General features: G+C 50.7%; 21 protein-coding genes. 19 read left to right on the top strand and 2 right to left on the bottom strand.

Features of this window, described 5'->3' with window-relative positions:
* Positions 1 to 19: 19 nt before the first annotated feature.
* The 6 genes from DFP98_RS11055 to DFP98_RS39455 all read left to right on the top strand — a co-directional run bounded on the left by DFP98_RS11055 (position 20) and on the right by DFP98_RS39455 (position 6,626).
* A complete protein-coding gene (locus tag DFP98_RS11055) occupies positions 20 to 373 on the top strand; it encodes an MmcQ/YjbR family DNA-binding protein (protein WP_116060646.1) in 354 nt (117 codons plus the stop codon).
* Between the two features lie 289 nt (positions 374 to 662).
* Entirely contained in the window at positions 663 to 3,365 is a 2,703-nt protein-coding gene (locus DFP98_RS11050; RefSeq protein WP_116060645.1) for a phosphodiester glycosidase family protein, read from the top strand.
* 181 nt (positions 3,366 to 3,546) lie between these two features.
* Positions 3,547 to 4,725 carry a sensor histidine kinase gene (locus DFP98_RS11045; protein ID WP_116060644.1) on the top strand — a complete coding sequence of 393 codons (1,179 nt, stop codon included), beginning with the start codon at positions 3,547 to 3,549 and terminating at the stop codon, positions 4,723 to 4,725.
* Positions 4,715 to 5,437: a response regulator gene (locus tag DFP98_RS11040; protein WP_116060643.1), complete on the top strand. Its 723-nt coding sequence runs from the start codon at positions 4,715 to 4,717 to the stop codon at positions 5,435 to 5,437. Before DFP98_RS11045 ends, DFP98_RS11040 begins: the two co-directional genes overlap by 11 nt.
* Positions 5,438 to 5,741: 304 nt before the next feature.
* The gene (locus tag DFP98_RS11035; protein ID WP_116060642.1) at positions 5,742 to 6,167 is read left to right on the top strand and encodes a hypothetical protein; all 426 of its coding nucleotides are present in this window, start codon (positions 5,742 to 5,744) and stop codon (positions 6,165 to 6,167) included.
* A gap of 318 nt (positions 6,168 to 6,485) precedes the next feature.
* A complete protein-coding gene (locus DFP98_RS39455) occupies positions 6,486 to 6,626 on the top strand; it encodes a hypothetical protein (RefSeq protein ID WP_220377080.1) in 141 nt (46 codons plus the stop codon).
* Between the two features lie 482 nt (positions 6,627 to 7,108).
* Here the strand turns inward: DFP98_RS39455 and DFP98_RS11025 are convergent, their stop codons facing one another.
* Positions 7,109 to 8,068, bottom strand: coding sequence for a hypothetical protein (locus DFP98_RS11025; protein ID WP_116060640.1), 960 nt, complete (start codon positions 8,066 to 8,068; stop codon positions 7,109 to 7,111).
* Positions 8,069 to 8,099: 31 nt separating this feature from the next.
* Complete coding sequence (locus DFP98_RS11020; RefSeq protein ID WP_116060639.1) at positions 8,100 to 8,570, bottom strand: hypothetical protein; 471 nt, start codon at positions 8,568 to 8,570, stop codon at positions 8,100 to 8,102.
* A 578-nt stretch (positions 8,571 to 9,148) separates the two neighbouring features.
* On the opposite strand from DFP98_RS11020, the gene DFP98_RS11010 reads away from it, so the two are divergent.
* From DFP98_RS11010 to DFP98_RS10950, 13 genes are all read left to right on the top strand, one after another.
* Positions 9,149 to 9,373, top strand: coding sequence for a hypothetical protein (locus tag DFP98_RS11010; protein ID WP_116060638.1), 225 nt, complete (start codon positions 9,149 to 9,151; stop codon positions 9,371 to 9,373).
* Between the two features lie 38 nt (positions 9,374 to 9,411).
* Complete coding sequence (locus DFP98_RS11005; RefSeq protein WP_116060637.1) at positions 9,412 to 9,597, top strand: hypothetical protein; 186 nt, start codon at positions 9,412 to 9,414, stop codon at positions 9,595 to 9,597.
* Positions 9,598 to 9,742: 145 nt separating this feature from the next.
* Positions 9,743 to 11,788, top strand: coding sequence for a helicase-related protein (locus tag DFP98_RS11000; RefSeq protein ID WP_116060636.1), 2,046 nt, complete (start codon positions 9,743 to 9,745; stop codon positions 11,786 to 11,788).
* Between the two features lie 114 nt (positions 11,789 to 11,902).
* A complete protein-coding gene (locus DFP98_RS39450) occupies positions 11,903 to 12,652 on the top strand; it encodes a ComFC family protein (protein WP_220377079.1) in 750 nt (249 codons plus the stop codon).
* A gap of 108 nt (positions 12,653 to 12,760) precedes the next feature.
* Positions 12,761 to 13,948, top strand: coding sequence for an acyltransferase (locus DFP98_RS10990; protein ID WP_116060634.1), 1,188 nt, complete (start codon positions 12,761 to 12,763; stop codon positions 13,946 to 13,948).
* An 87-nt stretch (positions 13,949 to 14,035) separates the two neighbouring features.
* Positions 14,036 to 14,458, top strand: coding sequence for a TIGR03826 family flagellar region protein (locus DFP98_RS10985; protein WP_116060633.1), 423 nt, complete (start codon positions 14,036 to 14,038; stop codon positions 14,456 to 14,458).
* A gap of 84 nt (positions 14,459 to 14,542) precedes the next feature.
* A complete protein-coding gene (gene flgM / locus DFP98_RS10980; protein ID WP_116060632.1) occupies positions 14,543 to 14,809 on the top strand; it encodes a flagellar biosynthesis anti-sigma factor FlgM in 267 nt (88 codons plus the stop codon).
* A 35-nt stretch (positions 14,810 to 14,844) separates the two neighbouring features.
* Complete coding sequence (locus tag DFP98_RS10975; RefSeq protein WP_116060631.1) at positions 14,845 to 15,348, top strand: flagellar protein FlgN; 504 nt, start codon at positions 14,845 to 14,847, stop codon at positions 15,346 to 15,348.
* A gap of 36 nt (positions 15,349 to 15,384) precedes the next feature.
* Positions 15,385 to 16,947 (top strand): flagellar hook-associated protein FlgK, encoded by a 1,563-nt coding sequence (gene flgK, locus DFP98_RS10970; protein ID WP_425455530.1) that lies wholly within the window; start codon positions 15,385 to 15,387, stop codon positions 16,945 to 16,947.
* A gap of 26 nt (positions 16,948 to 16,973) precedes the next feature.
* Positions 16,974 to 17,897, top strand: coding sequence for a flagellar hook-associated protein FlgL (gene flgL / locus DFP98_RS10965; RefSeq protein ID WP_116060630.1), 924 nt, complete (start codon positions 16,974 to 16,976; stop codon positions 17,895 to 17,897).
* Between the two features lie 25 nt (positions 17,898 to 17,922).
* Positions 17,923 to 18,489 (top strand): DUF6470 family protein, encoded by a 567-nt coding sequence (locus tag DFP98_RS10960; RefSeq protein WP_116060629.1) that lies wholly within the window; start codon positions 17,923 to 17,925, stop codon positions 18,487 to 18,489.
* A gap of 84 nt (positions 18,490 to 18,573) precedes the next feature.
* Positions 18,574 to 18,999 (top strand): flagellar assembly protein FliW, encoded by a 426-nt coding sequence (fliW, locus tag DFP98_RS10955; protein WP_116060628.1) that lies wholly within the window; start codon positions 18,574 to 18,576, stop codon positions 18,997 to 18,999.
* 15 nt (positions 19,000 to 19,014) lie between these two features.
* A complete protein-coding gene (locus DFP98_RS10950; protein WP_116060627.1) occupies positions 19,015 to 19,248 on the top strand; it encodes a carbon storage regulator in 234 nt (77 codons plus the stop codon).
* Positions 19,249 to 19,291 lie beyond the last annotated feature (43 nt).

Here is a 19,291-nt window from a genome sequence, read left to right as displayed (position 1 = left end):
ATCTGAAAGAAGGTTGACGATGAACCACGCCGAGCTGATGAAGAGAGGGTTGCAGCGGCCCGGAACAACCCTTCGCTATCCTTTCGATCCCGACCTGCCCGTGCTGTTCGTCGGCAGCAAAATGTTCGCGTTGCTTGGCCATACGGGCGAGGTGGAGAGCATCAATCTGAAGGCGGACCCTGAGGAAACGTGGCTGCTGCGTCAGCAGTATGAAGGAGCCGTGCTGCCGGGGTACCATATGAACAAGAAGCATTGGAATACGGTTGTCTTGAACGGTATAGTTCCGGACGACGAGGTGCTTGCAATGCTGGAGCAATCCTATCTACTTGTACGGGACAAGCTTCCTAAGCGGGAGAGAGATGAGCTGCTATAAAAGTTTGAACCGCAGATAAGGCGACTCTTATGGCGAAGTACGAGAGTTTTCCTATTCGTAGTTTCAACCTATATAACGTAGTAATAGTGGAAGATTAGGTAAAAAGGCGGCGAGCGATCGTCGTCTTTTTTCTATTAAATTTTGCGAAGTCGATCGTCGACTGTAACTTTTGCTCTATTTTAGAGTCTAATAGATTAGGGATAATGGGAAGTTGCCCAGCTATGGCCGCTACTAGCGTCGTAGAGGAACTTCTCCCTAAATTCATAGACTTACAGGAGAACAGAAGTACATGCGATTATTCACTTCAAATGCTCGACAGAAGCGTTCCCGTTTTGTGTTGCCTTTTCTCGCAGGAGTGTTGGTGTTTACCGGTCCCGTCAGTTCGGGATTCCTCCCCGTTCCTTATGCCGTCGCCGCGACTCAGAAGACAGCGGTCACCTATAAGCTTTCCAAGCAAAGCGAATCGATCGTGACTTCCGGCGTTCGCCAACTGACCTATGCCTGGATTCCGTCCGACTCTTCGATTCCGACCGAGGTTTTGCACGTTCTGCAGGTGGATCTCCAAAATCCTTACGTCCAGCTCAATGCTATGGGAGGACCGAAAGGAAGCGTCACCGCTAAGCAATCAGTTGGCGCGATGACCAGGGAGACGGGGGCGGTTGCCGGCATTAACGGCGACGTGTTCCGTACGGCAAGCGGCACGGAAGGCGTGCCGATGGGGGCGCAGATCACTTCAGGACAATTGCTTGCCAGTACCGAGCAGTTGCAGGGAATGTATGCGTTTGGCGTAACTCAGGATCGTCGTCCTGTTATCGACAACTTTATGTTTAGCGGTACGGTCACAGCGACGGACAAGGGGGTATCGTATCCTCTGGCGGGGCTGAACAAGTCGGCCTACCGCACGGAGCCGGACAAAGCCTACAGTCACGTTAACGCTCTGTACATGTATACGAATGCCTGGACGGCGTCGGAGCGGCCTGCGAACAGTTCGGCTACCCCGAATGAGGCGCTTATCGTCGATGGTATCGTAACGGAGGTTGTAGAAGGGGCGGCGATTTCAACTCCGATCCCCGAGAACGGCTTCATTCTTCGAGGGCACAATAGAAGGGAATCCGGCAATTTCGTCGCGAGTCTGGCAGTCGGAGACCGTGTTGCTGCAGACTATTCATTAACAACAGCCTCCGGCAAAACGTACAATCCGTCCGACTTCCAGATGATGGTGAGCGGACATACGCTCCTGATGGACCAAGGGGCGCCCGTCTCTTTCACGCGGGATGTCAACGGGCTAAGCGGGTATGCGGATCGTGCGCGCACGGCCGTTGGCTTCTCCAAGGACGGCTCCACTGCCTATATGCTCACCGTCGAGGAGAATGGTGGCCGCAAAGGCGTCACGCTGAAGGAATTGCAGCAGATGCTGAAGGAATTGGGCGTCTGGAAGGCTGTCAATCTGGACGGGGGCGGGTCGACGACGATGGTGACTCGTCCGTTGGGAGATTTTCAGACGCAGCTTACGCATCCAACCTCTTATGGGACGACGCAGCGTCTGGTCACGAACGGGATCGGCGTCTATACGACGGCTCCGCAAGGCTCATTGAAGGGCATTGCGGCCAGCGGTCCGCAAACGGTGTTCATCGGCCAACAGGCGGCTTACTCGCTGAAGGCTTATGACACGCACTACAATCCGCTCGATCCGAACGGTTTGACCGCAACATGGAGTATCGATAAACAGTTGGGTTCGTTCTCGAACGGGACATTCCAGGCGGCGAAAGCCGGCACGGCCACGGTCAGCGTAAAATCGGGCAGCGCCAGCGACTCGCTTAAACTGGAGATTGTCGGCGAGGCGCAGATTGCCAAGCTGATCGTCGAACCAAGCTCGACGCTGCTGAAGCCGGGATCTGTGATTAATGTACCGGTCAAAGCGCAGCTGACGGATGGACGGCTGATGTCCGTACCGGCATCGTCGGTGTCTTGGGAGTTCCGCGGCTTTACGGCAACGGTGCAGGACGGCAAGCTGACGGTGAACAAGGTGCAGAACGACGCAGCCGCAGGCTATGCGATTGCCCGCTATGACGGCTATGGAGCAATTGCGGTGCTCGCTTCGGGTTCGGAGCAGGTGCTGGAGGATTTCGAGAAAGCCGCGTACGGAGTAAACTTCGCCGGCACGCCTGTCGAGACGATGGGTTCGGCGGCGATCGTCACGGGAATTGCCGGGCGTGAGCTGTCGAAGGTTCTGGCGATGGATTACGATTTTACGGTCGGAGCCGGCAAAAGGTATGCGAACGCCGTTCTGAACGACGGCAAAGGCATCGCGATCAAGGGCTCGCCAAGCGCTATGTCGCTTGATGTGATGGGCGATGGAGGCATGCACTGGCTGCGGGCCGAGTTTATCAACGGAGACGGCAAACCGGCCTATGCTACGATTGCCGATAAAGTTGATTGGACCGGCTGGAAGAACATTCGCTTCGATCTCGCTCAAGCCGGGCTGAAGGGCGAAGCCAAGCTGACTAAGCTGTATCTCGTTAATCAGGAGAATGATCAGGACGAGCGTTCGATGCTGGGCCAGATCGCTTTTGACAACTTGGTGCTTCAGTATCCACCGGGAAAGATCGCAGTTACTAATCCGACGATCGAAATGAAGGTTGGGAACAAGCAAGCAACGGTTGACGGTGCCAAGGTCACTCTTCCGGGAGCGCCTTTTATCCAAAAAGGCACGAACACGAACTATTTGCCGCTTCGCTTTGTCGGGGATACGCTTGGGGCGCAGGTCGTCTGGGACAATAAAACGAAGCGAGTCACGGTGCTGCGCGGCGATAAAATGCTGGAGCTGTGGGTCGGCAAGGACACGATGACCGCGAACGGAATTCGTCAGCCCGTGCCTGCGGCGCCTCTGCTGATCAAGGGCAGCGTCTACGTTCCGGTTCGTCTCATATCGGAGCAGCTCGGTCAAAAAGTAGATTGGGAGAATAAAACTCAAACGATTACAATTCGTTAATTTTAGACCGAAGGACCTATTCCTCTCTCAATAAAACGCTGAAATATGGTATGATAAACAATGCTATATGAGTTAAGTAATAAAACGGAAAAGGTTTTCGACTTGTTATAGCAAAATGTGATCGACTGCAAGCGGATAGAGGAAGATTGTAGACGGCGTCTCGAGTAGGGGAGTAGTTAACGTGGATTATCATGTTGATCAGATAGACCGCGTCATCCAGAAGGCCATTTCCGTCATGGAAGACAGCAAAGTTCAAGTGTTCGAAATCTGCGAGGCTGCCCGCCGGGAGCTGCTCTCCCTCACGAATGAGCTGGAGACCGTCCTGCAGGAGACGTCGGACACAATAGATAAGGTAGATCGCATCGAACGGGACTACCGACTGGCGAGAATCCGGCTCACGGAAGTGAGCCGGGATTTCGTCAGGTATTCCGAGCAGGATATCAAATTGGCGTACGAGAAGGCAACTCAGCTACAGCTTGATTTGATGGTGTACCGCGAAAAGGAAAGCTATCTGAAAGCCCGTAGAGACGAGCTGCAGATGAGGGTAAGGGGAGTAGAGCAGTCCATCGAACGAGCGGACACGATCAGTCTGCAGATGAGTGTTGTACTTGATTACTTGTCAGGCGATCTGACGCAGGTTACGAGGATATTGGAATCGGCGAAAAATCGTCAGATGATCGGTCTCAAGATCATTCTGGCCCAGGAAGATGAGCGCAAGCGAGTAGCCAGGGAAATTCACGACGGACCGGCGCAGTCGCTGGCGAATCTCGTTCTGAGAACGGAGATTGCCGAACGGCTGCTGGATACGGGCGATCTTACGGTCGTACGCAGCGAGCTGATCGACCTGAAGTCGCAAATCCGGATCGGGCTGGAGGAGATTCGCAAAATTATTTTCAACCTTCGTCCGATGGCCTTGGATGATCTCGGTCTGGTGCCGACGCTCCGGAAGTTCGTGCAGGACTTCGAGGAGAAGACGAGAATTAGATCCGTATTCGAGACTTCGGGCAAGGAGAAGCGGCTGCCCGACGCGATGGAAGCGGCTATGTTCCGGCTCGTGCAGGAAGCCTTCAACAATGTGCTGAAGCACGCGCAGTCGACCTTCGTCTCGCTTGAGCTGATCTTTCTGGACGATACGGTTCGGATGTTTATCGAGGATAATGGAATTGGTTTTAATCGGGAAGCCGTGGCTGTTCGTTCTAAGTCGCATTCCCATTTCGGCTTGATTGGAATGAATGAGCGAGTGGATCTGCTGCAAGGCAAGATAGAGATCGATTCAACAGTTGGTCAAGGTACGGTAATCAAGATCAATGTTCCCATCAAAGCGGATTCAGGAAAGGAGTTAATCGCGTATGGAGAATAAGACAACGGTACGTACGATTAAAGTACTGCTAGCCGACGATCATCAGCTCTTCCGCGAAGGACTGAAGCGGATTCTGAACATGGAGAGCGATCTGGAGGTTATAGGAGAGTGCGGCGACGGAATCCAGGTGCTGGAATTCTGTAACCAGGCTAAGCCGGACGTCGTGCTGCTCGACATTAATATGCCGATTGAGAACGGCGTGGTGGCAACGGAGAAGCTGCGCGATATTTTTCCGGAGATCAAGGTGATCATTCTCTCGATTCATGACGACGAAAGCTACGTGTTCGAGACTCTGCGCAAGGGCGCGTCGGGGTATCTGCTTAAGGACATGGAGGCTGAGTCGCTGGTGAATGCGATCCGAACGGTCGCTGAAGGACATGCATACATACATCCGAAAGTAACGGGCAAGCTGATCAATCAGCTCCGTCGCATGACTTATCTTGACGAGATCGGCGCCGCTTCGGGCGCTGCGGCCAGCCGGGAGACGGTGGCCAAGCTTGTACCTCGCGGAAACAATCCGCTTACTCGCCGCGAGGCGGAGGTGCTTCGGTTGATGGCCGAGGGCAAGAGCAACAAGACGATCGGAGAGAACCTGTTTATTAGCGAGAAAACGGTCAAAAACCACGTCAGCAGCATTTTGCAGAAGATGGAAGTGGACGATCGAACTCAAGCGGTTATCAACTCGATCAAGTATGGTTGGGTGACTTTGTAGGGAATAGCAATCGCGGTTTTCGGGCCTGGGCCTGAGGATCGCGGTTTTTTATTTGTGAGGCGGGATGGCGGATGAGACAGGGAGTCCCTTGGCTTAAGACCAAGGTATTCAGAGAAGTTGAAATTAAAGGGAGGTTTTCTTAAAGGGGCATGAGAGTTAGCGCTGGCGAGCAGAAGGGCGCCTCGGAACCCCGCAACGTAAGATGGCATATATTGTGGAACGAGTAGACGGTCGGTGAACGGGGAGGAAACGTCCGGTTCGGGTCAGCCGTCGCTCATCTTCATGGCAAAGGAGGAGCACAGCTATGCTTCCCGAGCTGTTGTGGATTGTCGGTTTGTACATTGCGGCTGCGTTGCTGGTGAGCGCCATCGTTCGTCGAAGCTCACGCAAAGGGCGTCGCCACTATGTGCTGGTCGCGGGGAATCATCAGATGCAGATTGAGGGATATATTCGGACTCTTCAGCATTTTTCGAGAAGGACGGGAACGGATATCGGCATAACGGTCCTGCTGGATCGTTCGACGGACGAGACAGGGCCGATCTTGGAGCGTATGGCTCGCCGGGATTCGGGGATCGCGTGGGTGCGACGGAACGGATCGGACGATGTCAGGCAGGAATATGAAAAGGTTTGCGAACGGACGGAGGCAATGGTGGAGTCATCGGCTGTGGGTTCGCGCGTGGTTTGGTTGGAGCTGGGGCATCAGGAGGGGATGAAGCGTCTTCCTCTCTGAGTATAGAAGGGAAACAGTGGGGAAGGGATCTTTACTGGGAAAAGCGTGAAAGAGAAAACAGATGAAAGAGAAATTGATGGAAAGATAACTGGTGGAAAGACAACTGATGGAAGAGAAGACTGATGAAAGAGAAAACCCAATTGATTCGTTGCATGGATACATGCTACGATGGTGAAAAAGCTAGACGGTCGTGAAGCACACGCCGCTCTTTCTCCTGATGAATTCAGGGGAATGGGCGGCTTTTGTATTTTGTTGGCGATTGGTCGCGTTGCGAGTGGAGTGGAACTGAGGATGAAGTTTTAAGGGAGTGAAAAATCGATGAGGGTTGTCGTATATGCGGTGCGGATAGAACAGGTGCGCAAGGTCGTCTTCTCAGTCGACTGGGAGACGGATCGCAAGTATTGGAGCAGTAGGAGTCTGCTCCGCCTTGGAATATTGCTCCGCGAAGATCCCCAGTAGTTTAATAGGTTTGTTATTTATCAAAATTTCTTTGCCTAAAGTTTCATCACCGCTGACAACTTCGAAAATTCCTTCGGACTTGAGCTTCTCGTACACCTTTTGTTTGTACATTATTTTATCTTTATCAGATGCGTCCAACGGTAAGGGCGGTAAATCATCAAAAGCTTCAGGACGGGAATTGATTTCAGTTACAGGATTAGATTGATTGCAGCTGCAGCAGTGATCGTCGTGAAGAAAATACCTAATGCTAGATATGATAAGCTGATCAGCTTTCATATATTAAAACACTATTTAATGAAAATTGTTGAAAAATAGTAAAAATTTATATAATTAACTTATTTTAATATATTCATTTTTGGAATTGTGGATTGATGTCGATTAATAAAACGTTCAACCTGGTGGCTTAGGCTCTCGATCTATTTTGATAAAGAAAAACAGAAAAACCCGCTCAGCCAAGTTGCCGGGCGGGGATATTTCAGAACTTAGATATTAAAGTAGTACGTTACTTCAGGCCCATTTCTACTAAAGTTGTTTCTGTAATAAGTTTTTATTACAGCTTTATATTGTCCAGATGGACGCCCGGCTTTTGAAAATAGTAGGTTTTCAGTAATAATCCTATCCTTAGCGACATGGCTCGTAGAGGTTGTTATTCCCTTGACTAATCCAATGTCTTTCGTTACATTGGCTGCTTTAAGTAGTGTTGTATCGCCTACCTTGTAGTAGTGAACCCAATAGTTGTATTCACCAATAGCGTTATCTTTAAAGCTTAGATTTAACTGATTTCCAACCCAAGTATGGGAAATGTCAGTTGCTGTTCCTATGAGCCCCCCCATCACATTATTGTAATCATTCACATCGGTGGTAGAAGGCTCTGACAGTTTATCACATCGCCAAGCGTCCATTACACTGGTCAATGCATTGTTGCATGCCCCGGTGGAGTCTACATAACCTTCGTGGAAACCAAGTGCGTGGCCGATTTCATGAAGTAAAATTTCAAGTGCATCACTCCCTGCGTATGTGTCCCTAATAAAAATGGTACCTGTTACGTTGAAGTGAGCATTTCTATCTGAATCTAAGGCACGTAAAGTTACATCTAAACAAGCTGCGGCACTTAATTGACATGAAGTACTTGTAGATGAAATTTGAACAACTTTAATATCATCAGTTGAACTTATATCACGGAAATTTGTTTGAGGTATCTTACTTGTCCACGCGTTGAATGCTGCGACAATTTGTGGCGCAATGCTGACACCAGGAGTATAACCATATTCGGTATAGCCGTTGTTGAAAATGGACAGGAAAATGTTATTAAAACCAGCAGATCCCGCATGCTTAGCTGGATCCATTATCATCCATCTATAGTGGTGAGCAGAGGAAATGGTAGTGTTGAAGGTCACAAAAACTAAGAAAAGTGCAATGAAGCTCAATAAGTGTCTTTTCATTTTCTCACCTCATAGATTGGAATTGGTATTATCATTTTTCCGAAAAAGTGAACGCATCCAAGAAAGAAAATGGCGATTGTCCTTTTGCAGAAGGGTCTAGGTGTTCATCAAGTATTTTTCCAGTTGCAATGCTGACCTTAATAAGCGAATCGCCTCTTGAAATCTTATATGCGGGTAAATCGTCGGAGTTATAACCATGGTCCGAAATAATAATTCCTTCCAGCTTTGTGTCAGGTGGGAGCTTAACAAGCTTTTCACTTATCATAATTTCTTTGCCCAAAGTTTCGTCTCCGCTAAGAGGTTCGAATTTCAATTCTTTCTTAAGTTTCTCCATTAACATCTGTTTGTGCTGTATCATTTCCTCATCGGACGCATCCAAAGCCAGAGGCGGAATATCATCAACACCGCCAGGATCGAAATTAATTGCAGCTGCAGCAGTAATAGAAGTTAAGCAAATACCTAATGCGAGTGCAAAGAAAAGCAGTAAATTTCTTTTTTTCATTACAGATCATCCTCTCGACGTGATAAGCTGGCCAGCTTTCATATATTAAGACACGATTAAATACATTTTGTTACAAAAAAAGTTTAAAATTATCAAAAATGTTACTTTAGTCCTCGTCTTCCTTCTGGTCATCCAGTATTTTGTGGATTTTTGTTGTATAAGAACATTCAGCCCGAGAGCCAAAGACCTCGGGCATTAAACTACAAACTCCACGAATTCCGGCCTCCTCAACATACCCGCCTTTGTCCAATTCCGAAAACGTACTCGCGCATTAATCCTCGGCTCCACGTCAACATAATCCCGATCCTCACCTACCTTAGCCTATCCGCAAATCCGTAACCTCCTTTGTTTTGTCATCCAATTTTTTACCCATAAATGACTCACTAAACATTGCTCGGTGTTGCTAAATCTGTTCGGGCGAGAAGCACACGCCGCTCTTTCTCTTGATGGTCAGGGGGATGGGTGGCTTTTGCATTTTGCGGCAAAATAGGGTGAGTGGTCGGGATGAGCAATGCAGCTACAATAGATCATGATCGACAGTACAAGGAGTTATTGAAACCTTTTTCTAGGAGGTGAAGTTGCGCAAGAAAAGTTGGCGTCAGTTTGTGCGGAAGAACAATCCGGTGGCTGCTGCATTGTTGAGCAGCATGGGATATAATAAGAAGGACTGCGTAACCGTAAAATTAGAATTTCTACGGATGATGACACGGCTTCAGTTGGACCCGGCGAGAATGAAGTTGCTGACGGTATTTTTCGAAACGTATTTGCCATTAACGGAAGCGGAGAACGAGCAGTTGGTGTAGAAGATAGAGCAAACAGAACTGAAGGAGAGGCTATGGTTATGGAATGGTTAACCTCCTGGGAGAAGAAGGGTTTGGAGCAGGGCAGGCAAGAAAGTAAGGAAGAAATCGCCACTAAAATGCTGGCCAAAGGGCTTGATCCGGCTATTGTGGAAGAAATGACTGGACTACCTGCAGGGCGGATTCGTGAGCTTAGTTCGCGGCTTGAAGTCGACAAAGTAACGTGATGCCGGTCGGAGCGGGGAGACTACGGGTACTAAATAGGCTTGCAGCAAGGTGAAGCACACCTCGAATTGCCGTGTAGGCGTGATGAGGGTGGGCTTTTTTTGTTGTTTCCGAGAGATTATTGGCTCATGCCAGGGAGTGGAGTGTATGAGAGTTGTCGTATATGCGGTGCGACTGAATAGAGAGCGTAAGGCGATATTCTCCATCGACTGGGAGACGGATCGCCAGTATTGGAGCGGAAGAGCGGATGAAGTCGTTCGCCTTCGCGAGGAGCTTCCTCTGGGCGAGGCGGAGCGGTTGTGCCGCTTGTTGAAGGAAGAGTGGGAGGGAGCGGCCAAGGCGGATAGACACGCTGAGCGAACGACGGGTTTGCACGGCGGGAAGGAAGCTTCCGCGAAAGGTTCAGTAGAAGGGCGAGATAAGGACGGCAGCTGGGCGGATCGGTTGGCGAATGTGGCGAGATCCGCCGGATACAGTGGAGAGATAGAGTGGGTTGCGCTGAAGGAAGGGGCGGATTCGCGCCTGATCGAAGCGGCGGGGTTAGCGGCCGAGCGCATGGCCGGCCGCTCGCTGCTCCGCGAGGAAGCGCAGCAGCTGTTGGACGCCGCGCCGGCAGGCAGCGCGGGCGTCAAGCCGCTTGCTGCGCTGCAGCTCGCGGCGCTGTTGGGGGCCGTGCAGCTTACGGCTGCCGTGGCCCCCGATGATGTTGCAGCCCCCGCTGCGGCGGGGCTGCCTGGTTGGGCCGAGCGGGCGCTGCGCCGCGCTCGGCTGTTGTGGGGGCGCGGACGGCGTCGCGCCCCGGAATTGCGCTGCCGGCGTTGCGGCAGCGCTAGGCTGCGGCGCACGGAGTGCGCCGCATGTGGGAGGCAAGCCTGCGCGTATTGCGAGGCTTGCCTGACGATGGGGCGCAGCCGCGAATGCGAGCTGCTCATAGTCGGCGCGCCGGTCCCAGGCTCGGCGGGCACCGAATCCACATGCCCGATGTCCATATCGGCCGCGAAGTCGGCGTCTCATTTGGCCGCCACTTCGACGCCCGAAATAGCCGTCAAACCGGCTGTAAATTCCACAACCGCGGCCGAAGCCGAAGAAGTTCGACGCTATCTCGCCAAGCGCTGGGGGCTCAGCCCTGCGCAAAGCGACGCTGCGGCTGAAGCGCTCGCTTTTCTGGAAGACCCTTCGGCTTCCCGGGGGCGTTCGTTTCTGCTCTGGGCCGTGACGGGAGCGGGAAAGACCGAGATGATTTTCCCGCTGCTGGATTCGGTTCTGGAGAGAGGGGGGCGAGCACTAGTGGCGACGCCAAGAAGGGATGTCGTGTTGGAGTTGGCGCCGAGGCTGGCTAAAGCGTTCCCTGATCGCAGATTTGCTGTTTTGTATGGAGGGAGTCCGGATCGGTGGCGGGAAGGAGAGCTGACTTTGGCGACGACCCATCAGTTACTTCGTTTTCAAGGGGCGTTTGATCTCGTGCTGATTGACGAGTTGGATGCTTTTCCGTACCACAACGATCCGATGCTTCATTACGCTGCGGGTAAATGCGGCAAACCGGAGGGGCGCACGGTATATCTTAGCGCAACGCCTCCAGTTGCGATGCAGCGTGATGTGTCGCGCGGGAAACTGAGCTATGCGAGAGTTCCGGTTCGGTACCATCGTTATCCATTGCCTGTGCCCGGTAGATTAAAGCTGCCGTCTATCCGCTTCATGCTTGGTAAGCAGACAATACCTAGTAAGCTGCTGAGCCCAATACGTCGATCCGTCGCCCGAGGAGCGCAGGTGTTTCTGTTCGTGCCATACGTGAAACAGGTGGAACCGATGGTTCGCCTGCTCCGTCAGGGTGCGAAGAGTCTTGGACTGACTGCTTCGGCGATCTCGGGCACGTCTTCTCAAGACGAGGAGCGGGGCGACAAAGTTGTCGCTTTCCGGGATAGCTCCGTACAGCTTCTTGTGACAACGACGATTTTGGAGCGTGGCGTTACGATCCCGCGTAGCGACGTTTTTGTCATTGACGCCCATAACTCGCTGTTCGATGCGTCTTCGCTCGTCCAGATGGCGGGCAGGGCGGGGCGTTCGGGGGATGATCCATTCGGATTCGTCTACTACGGCGCTCCGGAGTGGACAAGCTCTCAGCGAAGCTCGGTAAGACAGATCCAGAAGATGAATACCGCTGCAAAACGCAGAGGTTACTTAAAAGAACGATGAGTATCGCAGCAGGCGACCCAGTCGGCAAAGCTAATTCTTGCGAAATGTGAGGGGCTTTCCCCTCATTCGTAACTTTTCAGAACTTTATCTCGTCCAAATAGGAGTGATCTTCCCATGCCAATAAACATAGGTGGCTGGTTTGCGCCGACCAAGCGCGAATGCCCGATCTGTGGGCGAGATTCTCGTCCGGCCGCTGTGCCTATTCCAGTTAAGAACTCGGCGCCGAGGAAGGCTTTGGCGTCATTGTGCGGCTCCTGTCTTCAAAACATCCCCTGGATTGCAAATCCGGTCTGTCGCGTCTGCGGACGCGCGGAGCTGTGCGAGGACTGCGTTCGCAGGACGGAACGCTTTTACGCGATCAGTCGCTGCGCGGTGCGATACACCGATGAGATGAAGAACTGGCTGGCGCTTTACAAATATCGGGGCAACGAGGGTGTCGAGACCATTTTGGCGGCTATGGCGGCATTTGCGTTTGAGCGTTTGCGAGCGGCGGATCCCCAAGCCCATTTCCCGTTCATTACGGCTGTTCCGCTTGCTCCTGAGAGACTGCGTGAACGCGGATTCAACCAAGCTGAGCGGTTAGCCATTAGATTGGCTCAATGGTACGGAATGACCTATCAGCCGCTGCTCCTTCGCCTACGTCACACCGAGAAACAAAGTCTCAAAACCCGTCGCAGTCGCGTCGTCGACATGAAAGGCAATTTCGCAGCAACTCATCGGAGCTCTTTTTCCGGAAATATCCTGGTCTTGGACGATGTGTACACGACCGGAAGCACGCTTGATGAGTGCGCTCGCGTCTTACTGCAAGCATCCGAACCGCAATCAGAGCGTCGAATTTACGGCTTGCTCTGGGCCCGCTCCTAGAGATATTCCATTGAAACTTCCTTTTCGACGGCGTTCGCCTATGCTATGATAGGGTGACTTCGGATTGCACTCTCATCCAAATCATTCCTGCAATCAAAAGGAGGAGACATGGAACGTCGCGCTAAATTAAACGAAATCGACATTGTACGCGGTATTGCGATTCTGGGCGTGCTGATGGTGCACTCGACCTCGTTCGCAACAATCGATATGAAAAATACAACTCTGTTCGGGGTTTACAACTTCCTGAACATTTTTTCCAAGATCGGGACGACTTCTTTTATTTTGCTCAGCAGCTTCGTGCTGTTCTACAACTATTATCCGCAGCCGCTCACGCTGCAGCGCTTCAAGAAGTTTTATCGCAATCGGCTGATGTATATTATCGTTCCGTATTTGCTGTTTTCGATGGTGTATTTCGTGCTGAGATGGTATCAGAACGGCTTCGCCTGGGATTTGTCGCAGATGTGGCCGAGCTTCTGGAGCAAAGTGTCGCAGGGCCAGGCCTACACGCATTTGTATTTTGTGTTTATTAGTATTCAGCTATACCTGCTGTTTCCGGTTTTTCTGTTTCTGATGAAACGGTACAAATGGCTCGCGGCGTCCGCGATCTTGATCGGCGTCGGCTTACAGTGGGCATTTTTCCTGCTTAATCGCGAATACTGGCAGGTCACGAATCGGGGGAGCTGGTCTTTGTCGTACTTCGGGCATTATTTTCTCGGGGCATGGCTGGGCATCTACTTTGATCGGATCAAAGGCTGGTTGATCATTGCGAAGGAAAATCTGTCGGCAACGAAAATAGCGTCATGGATCGCGCTCTGGGCTGTTTGGCTGGGGGCCGGCATTACCTATGTGACGATGTTCTATAACGCTCGACTGTATCAGACGAGGTATTCGAATGCGCTATACGACGGCGTGTGGGATCTCTATACGATGATCACTCCGCTGGTTCTGATCCAGATCGCTTTTCTGATTGGCGGAAAAATGAACACTTCGTTCTGGGTCGGCCGATTGCGTCATTTGGGGATCGTATCGTTCGGCGTGTACTTGGTGCATCCGCTTGTCCTGCTCGTCTATCGGCAATTTCCGCCTAATGGCGGCAGTACGCTCATCCATCACGCCTGGTATGCCGGGGGCTTCCTGCTTGCCTTGCTGATTTCCTGGGTCGTCGTCACTGCGTTGAGTCGGTTGACTGGATGGTCCTGGCTGCTGTTCGGCAGCGTTCCTAATCAGCTTCAAGCCGCCTATTCGGACTCGAATCGTGTCGACAAGCCGTCCGGCAAACCCGCTGCATCGGCATAATCTTTGATGGACTGGCGAATTTAGGTTATATTTAGTATAATTTAAGCAATTGTAGTAGTTGATGTCGGAATTCGGGGAGATGATGGCATGGATTTAACCTACTGTCCGAGATGCGGACGACTATTCTCGAAAAACTTCCGAGAGGTCTGCAATAACTGCCACCAGGAGCTGGAGAAGGATTACGAGAGATGCGCCGAGCATCTTCGCAAAAATAAAGGCATGGACATCCAGCAGCTATCCGAAGAAACGGAAATCAGCATCAAACAGATTGCCAGATGGGTGCGCGAAGGCCGGATTTCGATGATGGACGCGCCTAACCTGACCTATCCTTGCGAATCTTGCGGCACGCCTATTCGTGAAGGACACATATGCGAGAATTGCCGGAAGCGGCTGCAGCGGGACGTACGGAATGCCACTTCTCCGGGGGGAACACGCATCAACCCTGACGAGGAGAAGCACAGAAGCGCCTATCAGATCGGCGATCGGCTTCAAGACCGCGGCGGGAATTAAAGGAAACTCTAAACATTTCATAGGAACTGACCGATAATAGGGATAGATTATTATCGGTCTTTTTTATTTATAGAGGTGATCTTCGTGAAAATAAATGATGTTCAGCGCATTGGCGCCTACCGCACGTATCAGCAGCAAAACGATATCCGCGCCAGCCAGGCCTCCGGCAAACGCCGCAAGGACGAGGTGCAGTTTTCGGCTGAAGCGATGGAGCTTCTCGGAGCGCAGCGCGCGGAAGATCCGAACCGCTCCCAGCGGATTGAGACGTTGAAGAAGGAAGTCGCAACGGGGACGTATCATGTCGATTCCGGCAAGCTAGCCGAGAAGATGCTGCCATTCGTTCGTGAATAGGTCGCTCGCAATCCAGATGGCGGAAGGTGATAACAATGGCAGTTCACGAATTGTGCGAAGCAATGGAAACGCTACTGCTTCAGCATGAACAGATGAGCGGATTTGCCGAGCGCAAGAAAGAGGCGCTGATTGCGAACGAAATTGAGCTATTGAACGAAATGGTGACGAAAGAGTCGCGATTGGTCAGGCTAATCGTGGAAACCGAAGGACGTCGCCAGCAAGCCGTCGTTCAATTTCTGAAGGAAGCGGGCTTCAGCCCTACGCCCTCAACTACAGTGGCCAGCCTTATTCGAAGGATTACGAACGCAGAAGACAAATTGAAGCTTTCGAACCTCGCAGAGAAACTTAGTGCTACTGTTGAGCACGTCAGAGCCTTGAATGAACTGAACATGAGGCTGACGCAGCAATCCATCGAATTTAATGATTTTTCCTTAAATCTCTTATCCAGCTCTTATGACGATCAAGATTATGTATACAAGAAGCCGACCGAATCGGCGTACGGGCAAAACAAGCTCAGCTTCTTTGATTCTAAAGCCTAGTCACTTTAACTTACGGCGAAATGGGGAAGATAGTAAATGATACGCTCCACTTTCCATGCGATTGAAACGGCCAAGCGCAGTTTGTTCACGCAGCAAGCTGCTCTACAGACGACCGGGCACAACGTGGCCAACGCTAATACAACCGGATATACTCGCCAAGTTGTGAATATGGCGGCAACCAAACCGATGGAAGCGCTCGGGATGAGCAAGTCGACAATTCCGGGGCAGCTTGGTACTGGCGTAGAGTTCAGCTCGATCACCCGGATTCGAGAGGGTTTCTTGGATGCCCAATTTAGAAATGAGAGCAAAACGCATGGAAGCTGGTCGATTCAGGCGGATACGCTGCAGAAGCTGGAGACGATCGTGAATGAGCCTTCGGACACTGGATTGCGGGCGGTGCTTGATAAGTTTTGGAAGTCTTGGCACGATCTTAGCGAGAACCCGGAGGACATAACGGCTCGCAAACTGGTCCGCGAAACAGCCAAGGCAGTTACGGACGCGATCAACCAGACGGCCCGTCAGTTGGACGATCTTAGTGCCGACATCACTGAGAACATAGGCGTGAAAGCCAATCAAATCAATACATCGCTCGAAACGATCGCCAACCTCAACTTGCAAATTCAGCGTATCGAAGGCCTTGGAGATAATGCGAACGATCTTCGAGATCAACGGGATTTATTAATGGACGGATTGTCCAAAATCATTAATGTTACAAGCGTGGAAACCACTGAGGGCAACTATCAGGTGTTAATGGGTGGAACAGCATTGGTTGAAGATGGAGAGTTCACACCGGTAACGGCCGAAGGGCTGCTAGCCAGCTTCGCAGGCGGCGACTTGAACGGCGGCGAAGTTCACGGGATGATTATTTCCAGAGATCAATACGTAGCCAACTATCAACGGCAACTGGATACGCTTGTTAATGGATTGGTTAACGGAGATATTACGGTTACGCTTCCGGCAGGGACGGTTCTGCCTGACGGCACAACATTGAATAACGTCACTTACAGTGGAACGGCTCGCACTTTGACTGCTCCGTTAACTGTAACGGTACAGGGATTTAACGGTCTCCACCAACTCGGATACACGATGATGGACCCGCCTCAGGCTGGTGGTACCTTCTTCGTATCCAAAGATGGAGGGCCTGTGACGGCCGGGAATTTGGGATTAAACCAGAATATCCTTAATGATGCCGGATATATTGCCTCCTCGATGAGAACGACGGGGACGCCTGAAACTGTCGTCAAAGGAAACAAGGATTTGGCGCTCCTGATCAGCCAATTCAGCGAAATGAAGATTGACTTTTCTTCTGTAGCTACCGGAGCCGCTACTGCGCAGGGCACCGTTAACGACTTCTTCCGGTCTATCGTCGGTCAATTGGGCGTTGAAGCTGAAGAAGCCAACCGTCAAACGACTAACGCCAAAATCGTAGTTGATCAGGTGGAGTCGAGACGTCAATCTGTAAGCGGAGTTTCGTTAGACGAAGAAATGAGCAACATGGTGAAGTTCCAGCATGCTTATAATGCGGCGGCTCGTTTTATGACAACCATCGACGAAACATTGGATAGAATTATTAACGGTATGGGTACGGTAGGTAGATAATTTGGCAGGAGAGGGAGTGAAGTAAAGTGTTAGGACGCGTAACCCAAGGAACGATAACCAATCAATTGCTTCGCAACATTAACAAGAACCTGGGGCAGATGCAGGGGCTGCAGGAGCAATTGTCAACCGGGATGAAGCTTAATCGGCCTTCAGACGATCCTGTAGGGATCACTTACTCGCTGCGATACAGAAGCGATCTTTCGCTTAATGAACGTTACCAAGAAAATGTTACTGCGGCTGCCTCTTGGTTGGATTATAGTGATACTTTGCTCTCTCAGGTTGGAGAGGTAGTCAAGAGAGCGAAGGAACTAGCAATTCAAGGTTCCAATGGCACTAACCCGGATGTTGCCTTGAATAATATTGCAGCGGAAATGAAGCAACTGAAGGAACAATTGCAGGGTATCGGAAATAGTCAGTTCAAAGGAAAGTATGTGTTTAACGGTCAATTTACGGATGTTGAGCCGTATACCAATCTTACCAATGCTTCCAATACGCTTACAGACGATTTCGGACTTGAGTACCTGATTAGCTCGGGATCTCCTGTGAGAGTGAATCTGACCGGAAACGATGTATTTGGTTACCCTCCTTCTGGCGTGACTGCGCCGAAGAATGAGGATGACAATCTGTTTCACGTTTTAGATCAGATGATTGCCGGTTTGGAAGCCGGTGACACGTCAGCGGTAAGCGCCCAACTCACTTTCCTGGACTCCAGAGCAAATAAAGTTTTAACTCAGCGCGCGGAATTGGGAGCGCGAGTAAACCGTGTCGAGTTGATGGAGCAAAGATTGCAGGATCTGAATTTGAACTTGACGACGCTCCAATCGAAGACCGAAGATGCGGACATTGAAGATGTTTTGATCAAATCAAAAGTGAATGAATCGGTCTATCAGGCGTCCCTATCTGTCGGAGCTAAAGTGATTCAGCCTTCCTTGGTCGATTTTCTGAGATAGCTTAAAAATTGAGGTGTCCCCCCATATGTTCCCGAGAATTTCTATACAGTCACAAAGGGCACTTATCGGAATAGAATCACAGCGTGGGCAGTATGAAATCAGCAGACCGCAGCCCGAACTGAAAATTCATTCCGAACGTGCAACGATTACGGCGAACAACAAACCAGGCATACTTAGCATCGATCAGAATCTAACTAACGATGCTTTGACCGGGGGGAAGCCTCAAGCCTTCTGGGAAAGAATCTATTCTCAGTATAAACAGGTCGCAGCGCAAAACATTCAGCAAATCGTGGAGAACGGTAACCGAATGGGAGCGCTGCATATCAAGGGAAGCCCGATTGCAGATATCGCGCTGGGGGATTTCATTGAAGGAGCTCCAGATTTGCAGGTTTTCGGACATGCTTCTCCGACTAATATTGCGTTTCAATATACACCAAATGATGTGAATATCCAAGTTGAACGAGGGAATTTAACCGTCGACGCGCAAATCCATCGGCCAGATATACAATTCCATCGCGGATCTGTGCGTATTTATATGCAGCAGTATCCTAAAGTGACGATCACTCCGCCCGAGATCGACATTACGGCATAACGGGAAGAGTGACACATTATTGGCTGTAAGCGAGTTATCGCTTATAGCTTTTCTAATTTTGTTGACTATGGAGGTTCAGTCAAAATGTCTGCAGAAGCGAAAACGGATAACGTTGAGTCGTTAAGGATACATTTCAAAGAAGGACTTCCCGGATTTGAAGCTTGTAAGGCGTTTAACCTTTTAGAGAACGAAAGCAATAAACCGTTTGGCACTTTGCAATCTACGGACCAAGAAACGATCAGCTTTGTTGTCGTTGATCCGTTTCTGTTTTTTAAGGATTATGAGTTCGATCTTGCCGAAACGTCTTGCCAGGAGTTGCAAATCCGTCAAGCCGAGGATTTGCTCATTCGTTCCATCGTCTCCATCCGGGGAGAGGCAGGAGAAGCTTCGGTTAATCTGGTCGCTCCGATTGTCGTCAATAGAACGAATCGTGAAGGCAGGCAGGTCATTCTGACCAATACCCAATATTCGACCAGACATCGTTTATTTGAGCCGTCCGAAGGGCGCTAGAAGGGGGCGAGAGGGATGCTCGTACTTTCGCGAAAAAAGGGACAATCCGTTGTCATTCAGGATTCGATAGAGATTACCTTGTTGGAGATCGACGGAGATACGATCAAACTAGGGATTTCTGCGCCAAAAGAAATGCCAATCGTTCGGAAAGAGTTGCTTCTTTCCGTCAAAGAATCGAATATTGATTCCGTTGCGCAGCCGACGGATATCGCAGCACTATCAGAGCAGTTAAAAAAATTAAAAAAATAATGACAGCAGTATTAAGTTAGCGATTCTTTGTACCGATATATAG

The organism is Cohnella phaseoli, from assembly GCF_003386235.1.
Classification (GTDB): Bacteria; Bacillota; Bacilli; order Paenibacillales; family Paenibacillaceae; genus Cohnella; species Cohnella phaseoli.
This window is presented reverse-complemented; position numbering and strand designations above follow the sequence as displayed.

What these genes read in the sequence shown, in the direction of transcription:
- DFP98_RS11050 (WP_116060645.1), top strand. Translation starts at nt 663, where the DNA reads ATGCGATTATTCACTTCAAATGCTCGACAGAAGCGTTCCCGTTTTGTG.
- DFP98_RS10975 (WP_116060631.1), top strand. Translation starts at nt 14,845, where the DNA reads ATGGCAGTTCACGAATTGTGCGAAGCAATGGAAACGCTACTGCTTCAG.
- DFP98_RS10985 (WP_116060633.1), top strand. Translation starts at nt 14,036, where the DNA reads ATGGATTTAACCTACTGTCCGAGATGCGGACGACTATTCTCGAAAAAC.
- flgK (WP_425455530.1), top strand. Translation starts at nt 15,385, where the DNA reads ATGATACGCTCCACTTTCCATGCGATTGAAACGGCCAAGCGCAGTTTG.
- DFP98_RS11005 (WP_116060637.1), top strand. Translation starts at nt 9,412, where the DNA reads ATGGAATGGTTAACCTCCTGGGAGAAGAAGGGTTTGGAGCAGGGCAGG.
- DFP98_RS10950 (WP_116060627.1), top strand. Translation starts at nt 19,015, where the DNA reads ATGCTCGTACTTTCGCGAAAAAAGGGACAATCCGTTGTCATTCAGGAT.
- DFP98_RS11055 (WP_116060646.1), top strand. Translation starts at nt 20, where the DNA reads ATGAACCACGCCGAGCTGATGAAGAGAGGGTTGCAGCGGCCCGGAACA.
- DFP98_RS11040 (WP_116060643.1), top strand. Translation starts at nt 4,715, where the DNA reads ATGGAGAATAAGACAACGGTACGTACGATTAAAGTACTGCTAGCCGAC.
- DFP98_RS11025 (WP_116060640.1), bottom strand. Translation starts at nt 8,068, where the DNA reads ATGAAAAGACACTTATTGAGCTTCATTGCACTTTTCTTAGTTTTTGTG.
- DFP98_RS39455 (WP_220377080.1), top strand. Translation starts at nt 6,486, where the DNA reads ATGAGGGTTGTCGTATATGCGGTGCGGATAGAACAGGTGCGCAAGGTC.
- DFP98_RS10990 (WP_116060634.1), top strand. Translation starts at nt 12,761, where the DNA reads ATGGAACGTCGCGCTAAATTAAACGAAATCGACATTGTACGCGGTATT.
- fliW (WP_116060628.1), top strand. Translation starts at nt 18,574, where the DNA reads ATGTCTGCAGAAGCGAAAACGGATAACGTTGAGTCGTTAAGGATACAT.
- DFP98_RS11000 (WP_116060636.1), top strand. Translation starts at nt 9,743, where the DNA reads ATGAGAGTTGTCGTATATGCGGTGCGACTGAATAGAGAGCGTAAGGCG.
- DFP98_RS39450 (WP_220377079.1), top strand. Translation starts at nt 11,903, where the DNA reads ATGCCAATAAACATAGGTGGCTGGTTTGCGCCGACCAAGCGCGAATGC.
- DFP98_RS10960 (WP_116060629.1), top strand. Translation starts at nt 17,923, where the DNA reads ATGTTCCCGAGAATTTCTATACAGTCACAAAGGGCACTTATCGGAATA.
- DFP98_RS11035 (WP_116060642.1), top strand. Translation starts at nt 5,742, where the DNA reads ATGCTTCCCGAGCTGTTGTGGATTGTCGGTTTGTACATTGCGGCTGCG.
- DFP98_RS11020 (WP_116060639.1), bottom strand. Translation starts at nt 8,570, where the DNA reads ATGAAAAAAAGAAATTTACTGCTTTTCTTTGCACTCGCATTAGGTATT.